General features: G+C 61.7%; 5 protein-coding genes. 4 read left to right on the forward strand and 1 reads right to left on the reverse strand.

Annotation, left to right across the window (positions count from 1 at the left end; genetic code table 11):
* Window positions 1-686 (forward strand): SDR family oxidoreductase (locus tag DBR24_RS26715; RefSeq protein WP_256591873.1); only part of this gene is annotated, 686 nt, incomplete at its 5' end.
* 130 nt (window positions 687-816) lie between these two features.
* On the opposite strand, the gene apbC is transcribed toward DBR24_RS26715, so the two are convergent.
* Window positions 817-1911: an iron-sulfur cluster carrier protein ApbC gene (gene apbC / locus DBR24_RS26720; RefSeq protein ID WP_123466258.1), complete on the reverse strand. Its 1095-nt coding sequence runs from the start codon at window positions 1909-1911 to the stop codon at window positions 817-819.
* Window positions 1912-2291: 380 nt separating this feature from the next.
* On the opposite strand from apbC, the gene metG reads away from it, so the two are divergent.
* The 3 genes from metG to rsxB form a co-directional block, all read left to right on the forward strand.
* Complete coding sequence (gene metG / locus DBR24_RS26725) at window positions 2292-4343, forward strand: methionine--tRNA ligase (RefSeq protein WP_128616213.1); 2052 nt, start codon at window positions 2292-2294, stop codon at window positions 4341-4343.
* Window positions 4344-4475: 132 nt separating this feature from the next.
* Window positions 4476-5045: an Rnf-Nqr domain containing protein gene (locus tag DBR24_RS26730; RefSeq protein ID WP_123466254.1), complete on the forward strand. Its 570-nt coding sequence runs from the start codon at window positions 4476-4478 to the stop codon at window positions 5043-5045.
* The coding region (rsxB, locus tag DBR24_RS26735; RefSeq protein WP_128616214.1) for an electron transport complex subunit RsxB at window positions 5042-5662 on the forward strand (621 nt) is incomplete at its 3' end. The genes DBR24_RS26730 and rsxB, both read left to right, overlap by 4 nt.

A 5662-nucleotide genomic window follows, 5' to 3' on the forward strand; every position in this document is an offset into this window, starting at 1 on the left:
TCGCCGCCAAGGGCGCGAAGCTCGCACTGGTCGATTTGAACCAGGAAAAACTCGATGCTGCGGTCGCGGCCTGCAAGGCCAAGGGCGTCGAGGCCCGCAGCTATCTGTGCAACGTGGCCAATGAAGAACAGGTCGAGCACATGGTCGCGCAAGTGGCCGCCGATTTCGGTGCAATCCACGGCCTGATCAACAACGCCGGGATCCTCCGTGACGGCCTGCTGCTCAAGGTCAAGGACGGCGAAATGACCAAGATGAGCCTGGCCCAGTGGCAGGCAGTGATTGACGTCAACCTGACCGGCGTGTTCCTGTGCACCCGTGAAGTCGCGGCGAAAATGGTCGAGCTGAAGAACAGTGGCGCGATCATCAACATCTCGTCGATTTCGCGCGCCGGCAACGTCGGCCAGACCAACTATTCCGCCGCCAAGGCCGGCGTGGCAGCAGCCACCGTGACCTGGGCCAAGGAACTGGCGCGTTACGGCATTCGCGTCGCGGGCATTGCCCCGGGCTTTATCGAGACCGAGATGACCTTGGGCATGAAGCCGGAAGCACTGGAGAAAATGACTTCGGGGATTCCGCTCAAGCGCATGGGCAAACCGGAAGAGATCGCCCATTCGGCGGCGTACATCTTCGAGAACGACTACTACACCGGACGGATTCTGGAGATGGATGGCGGCTTGCGCATCTAACCCCTCAATACAAAAAACAATGTGGGAGCGAGCCTGCTCGCGAATGCGGTGGTTCAGTCAACCTATTCGTTGAATGTGAATCCGCTATCGCTGGCAGGCCAGCTCCCACAGTTGATCGTGTTTCAGGCCATCAATCGTCGCTGATGGTGATGTTCGGCATCGCCGGTGTCGCCGCTTCCTGCAACACAATCCGCGCACCGACGTGGCGGGCCAGTTCCTGATAGACCATGGCGATCTGGCTGTCCGGCTCGGCGATCACCGTCGGCTTGCCACCATCGGCCTGCTCGCGGATCAGCATCGACAGCGGCAGCGAGGCCAGCAGCTCGACGCCGTATTGACTCGCCAGCTTCTCACCGCCGCCCTCACCGAACAGATGCTCGGCATGCCCGCAGTTCGAGCAGATGTGCACCGCCATGTTTTCCACCACGCCCAGCACCGGAATGTTGACCTTGCGGAACATTTCCACGCCTTTGCGCGCGTCGAGCAGTGCCAGATCCTGTGGCGTGGTGACAATCACCGCGCCAGCCACCGGGACCTTCTGCGCCAGGGTCAACTGGATGTCGCCGGTGCCTGGCGGCATGTCGATGACCAGATAATCCAGATCGCCCCACGCGGTTTGCGTGACCAGTTGCAGCAGTGCGCCCGAGACCATCGGTCCACGCCAGACCATCGGCGTGTTGTCGTCGGTCAGGAACGCCATCGACATGACTTCGACACCGTGGGCCTTGAGCGGCACGAACCACTTCTGATCCTTGATTTCAGGACGGGTGCGCTCGGGGATGCCAAACATGATCCCTTGGCTCGGGCCATAGATGTCGGCGTCGAGAATCCCGACCTTGGCGCCTTCGCGGGCCAGTGCCAGCGCAAGGTTGGCAGCGGTGGTCGACTTGCCCACGCCGCCCTTGCCGGAGGCCACGGCGACGACGTTCTTGACATTGGCCAGCCCCGGAATCTGCGCCTGGGCCTTGTGCGCGGCGATCACACTGTTGACCTCGACCTTGGCCGAGACGACGCCGTCGAGGTTTTCGATGGCCAGTTGCAGCATTTGCGCCCAGCCACTTTTGAACAGACCGGCGGCATAGCCGATTTCCAGCTCAACCCTGACGCGCTCGCCATCAATCTCGATGTGCTTCACGCAACCGGCGCTGACCGGGTCCTGGTTCAGGTAAGGGTCGGTGTATTGGCTGAGGACGGCTTCCACCGCTGCGCGAGTGACGGCACTCATGGGCAACTCCGATAACAAGACTGGGAATAGATGGCGGGTATCCTACCCTGCGGGTTCGTTTCTGGTCAGGCGATTTATAGCCAGACGCATTACTTGAGCCGGAAAGCACTGTGGTGAGGGGATTTATCCCCGACCGGTTACGCAGCAGTCGTGAAACCATTGAACGCGGTTTACCTGATTGACCGAGTTGTCTGGTTTTGGGGTGGCTTCGCCACCCATCGGGGATAAATCCCCTCGCCACAGCGCCCCGCTCCCCTCAAAAGGTTTCACAGGCTGGGATTAACTGATTGGTGTATCCGGAAACAGGCGCACAGGGTGAAAAATATGCGCCAGCGCTTTATAGTGGCCGACCTCCGTTTCATCAAGTAGCGAAGCCCCACATGTCCGAACCACGCAAGATCCTCGTCACCAGCGCCCTGCCCTACGCCAACGGTTCGATCCACCTTGGCCACATGCTGGAATATATCCAGACCGATATGTGGGTGCGCTTCCAGAAGCATCGCGGCAATCAATGCATTTATGTCTGCGCCGACGACGCCCACGGTTCGGCGATCATGCTGCGCGCGGAAAAGGAAGGCATCACCCCGGAACAACTGATCGCCAACGTGCAGGCTGAACACAGCGCCGACTTTGCCGAGTTCCTGGTCGACTTCGACAACTTCCACTCCACTCACGCCGAAGAAAACCGTGAGCTGTCGAGCCAGATCTACCTGAAACTGCGTGACGCCGGGCACATCGCCCAACGTTCGATCACCCAGTATTTCGACCCGGAAAAGAAAATGTTCCTGGCCGACCGCTTCATCAAGGGCACCTGCCCGAAATGCGGCACCGAAGACCAGTACGGCGACAACTGCGAAAAATGCGGTGCGACCTACGCCCCGACTGACCTGAAGGATCCGAAGTCGGCGATCTCCGGCGCCACCCCGGTGCTCAAGGATTCCCAGCACTTCTTCTTCAAACTGCCAGACTTCCAGCAGATGCTGCAGACCTGGACGCGCAGCGGCACCCTGCAGGACGCCGTCGCCAACAAGATCGCCGAATGGCTGGACGCCGGCCTGCAACAGTGGGACATCTCCCGCGATGCGCCGTATTTCGGTTTCGAGATCCCCGACGAGCCGGGCAAGTACTTCTACGTGTGGCTGGACGCGCCGATCGGCTACATGGCGAGCTTCAAGAACCTCTGCAACCGTACGCCTGAGCTGGACTTCGACGCGTTCTGGGGCAAGGACTCCACCGCCGAGCTCTACCACTTCATCGGCAAGGACATCGTCAACTTCCACGCGCTGTTCTGGCCCGCCATGCTCGAAGGCGCCGGTTTCCGCAAGCCGACCGGGATCAACGTGCACGGCTACCTGACCGTCAACGGCCAGAAGATGTCCAAGTCCCGCGGCACCTTCATCAAGGCCCGGACCTACCTGGATCACCTGTCGCCGGAATACCTGCGCTACTACTACGCGGCCAAACTGGGCCGTGGCGTCGATGACCTCGACCTGAACCTCGAAGACTTCGTGCAGAAGGTCAACTCCGACCTGGTCGGCAAAGTGGTCAACATCGCCAGCCGTTGCGCCGGTTTCATTCATAAAGGCAACGGCGGCCTGCTGGTCGACAACAATGCCGCGCCAGAGCTGACCGAGGCGTTCCTCGCTGCTGCGCCAAGCATTGCCGACGCCTATGAAGCCCGCGACTTCGCCCGCGCCATGCGTGAAACCATGGCCCTGGCCGACCGCGCCAATGCGTGGATCGCCGACAAGGCCCCGTGGTCGCTGAACAAGCAGGAAGGCAAGCAGGATGAAGTCCAGGCGATCTGCGCCACCGGCATCAACCTGTTCCACCAACTGGTGATCTTCCTCAAACCGGTGCTGCCGCTGCTGGCCGCCGATGCCGAGGCGTTCCTCAACGTCGCCCCGCTGACCTGGAACGACCACACCACCCTGCTGGCCAATCATCAGTTGAACGAATTCAAACCGTTGATGACCCGCATCGACCCGGTAAAAGTACAAGCCATGACCGACGCCTCGAAAGAAGACCTGACCGCCAGCCAGACCGACACCGGTGCCGCCGCATCGGCGGGCAACGGCGAGCTGGCCAAGGATCCGCTGTCGCCGGAAATCGACTTCGACACTTTTGCCGCCGTAGACCTGCGCGTCGCCCTGATTGTCAAGGCTGAACACGTCGAAGGTGCGGACAAGCTGCTGCGCCTGACGCTGGACATCGGCGACGAGCAGCGCAACGTGTTCTCCGGAATCAAGAGCGCCTACCCGGACCCGTCGAAACTCGACGGTCGCCTGACCATGATGATCGCCAACCTCAAGCCACGGAAAATGAAGTTCGGCATCTCCGAAGGCATGGTGATGGCGGCAGGTCCCGGCGGTGAAGAAATCTACCTGCTGAGCCCGGACAGCGGCGCCAAGCCGGGTCAACGCATCAAGTAAGGCCCAGCGGTAAAACGATCCCACAGGCATGTTCTGCAAGCCTGTGGGATTTTTCATATCTGGCCCACCCTTCGCGGGTGCCGGATAATGCCTAACCTTAAGTGACACCCGCCCGTTGCTGCCGGCAGAACCATGACCGAACTTGCGCTTACGCTGATCAGTGCCGCCCTGCTCAACAACTTCGTGTTGCACTGGCCGCTGGGCGTCGATCCGTTGCTGGCGGGCAGTCGGCGCCAGCTGCATGCGCTAGGGCTGGCGACGTTCTGCCTGATGCTGAGCGTCGGCGTCATCGGTTACGGGATCTGGCACTGGCTGCTCGTGCCGCTGCAACTGCAGGCCCTGCACCTGTTCGTGTGCTTGCCGCTCAGCGTGCTGCTGATCGCACCGCTGCTGAAACTGTTGGCGCGTGCGCTGCCCGACTGGCCGTTCGACGGACTCTGGCCGTTGTTGCTGGGCAATGCCGGCGTGCTCGGGCTGGCCTTGCTCAATGCGCAACAGGATCGCGGCCTGCTGCAGGCAACGGCGCTGAGCCTTGGCGCCGGGTTGGGTTTCTGGCTGGTGCTGAGTCTGTTCAGCGACTTGCGTGAACGCACCGCCGACAACGACATTCCCCTGCCCTTTCGCGGCCTGCCGATCGACCTGATCGGCGCCGGATTGATCGCAGTGATTTTTCTCGGATTCAGTGGACTGATTAAAACATGAGTCTGATTCAACTCATTGATGCCCTCCTGCCGCAGACCCAGTGCGGCAAATGCGGCCACCCCGGCTGCAAGCCCTATGCGCAAGGCATCGTCGAGGGCGAACCGATCAACAAGTGTCCACCGGGCGGCGACGAAACCATCGCGGCGCTGGCCGAACTGCTGAAGGTGCCGGCGCTGGAGCTGGACGTCAGCCGTGGTTCGGCACCGCCCCAAGTGGCGTTCATCCGCGAAGCCGAGTGCATCGGCTGCACCAAGTGCATTCAGGCCTGCCCGATCGACGCCATCGTCGGCGCCGCGAAACTGATGCACACCGTGCTGATCGACGAATGCACCGGTTGCGACCTGTGCGTGGCGCCGTGCCCGGTGGATTGCATCGAAATGCATCCGCTGCCGCCAGGCACGCTGCCGGTGGTGGGCGGCCTGGCCCTCAGCCTGGAAGAACAACGCGCACGCGCGGCCAAACGCGATCATGCGCGCCAGCGTTTCGAACGACGCAACGCCCGCCTGCAACGCGAAGAACACCAGAAACAGGCTGAGCGCGAGGCCCGTGCGCAACGGGCGACGCAACCGGCGGTGGCTACCCTCGATCCGGTGCAGGCGGCTCTGGAACGGGTGCGC

Origin of the sequence: Pseudomonas sp. HMWF006 (assembly GCF_003061205.1) — a bacterium.
GTDB lineage: Bacteria > Pseudomonadota > Gammaproteobacteria > Pseudomonadales > Pseudomonadaceae > Aquipseudomonas > Aquipseudomonas monsensis.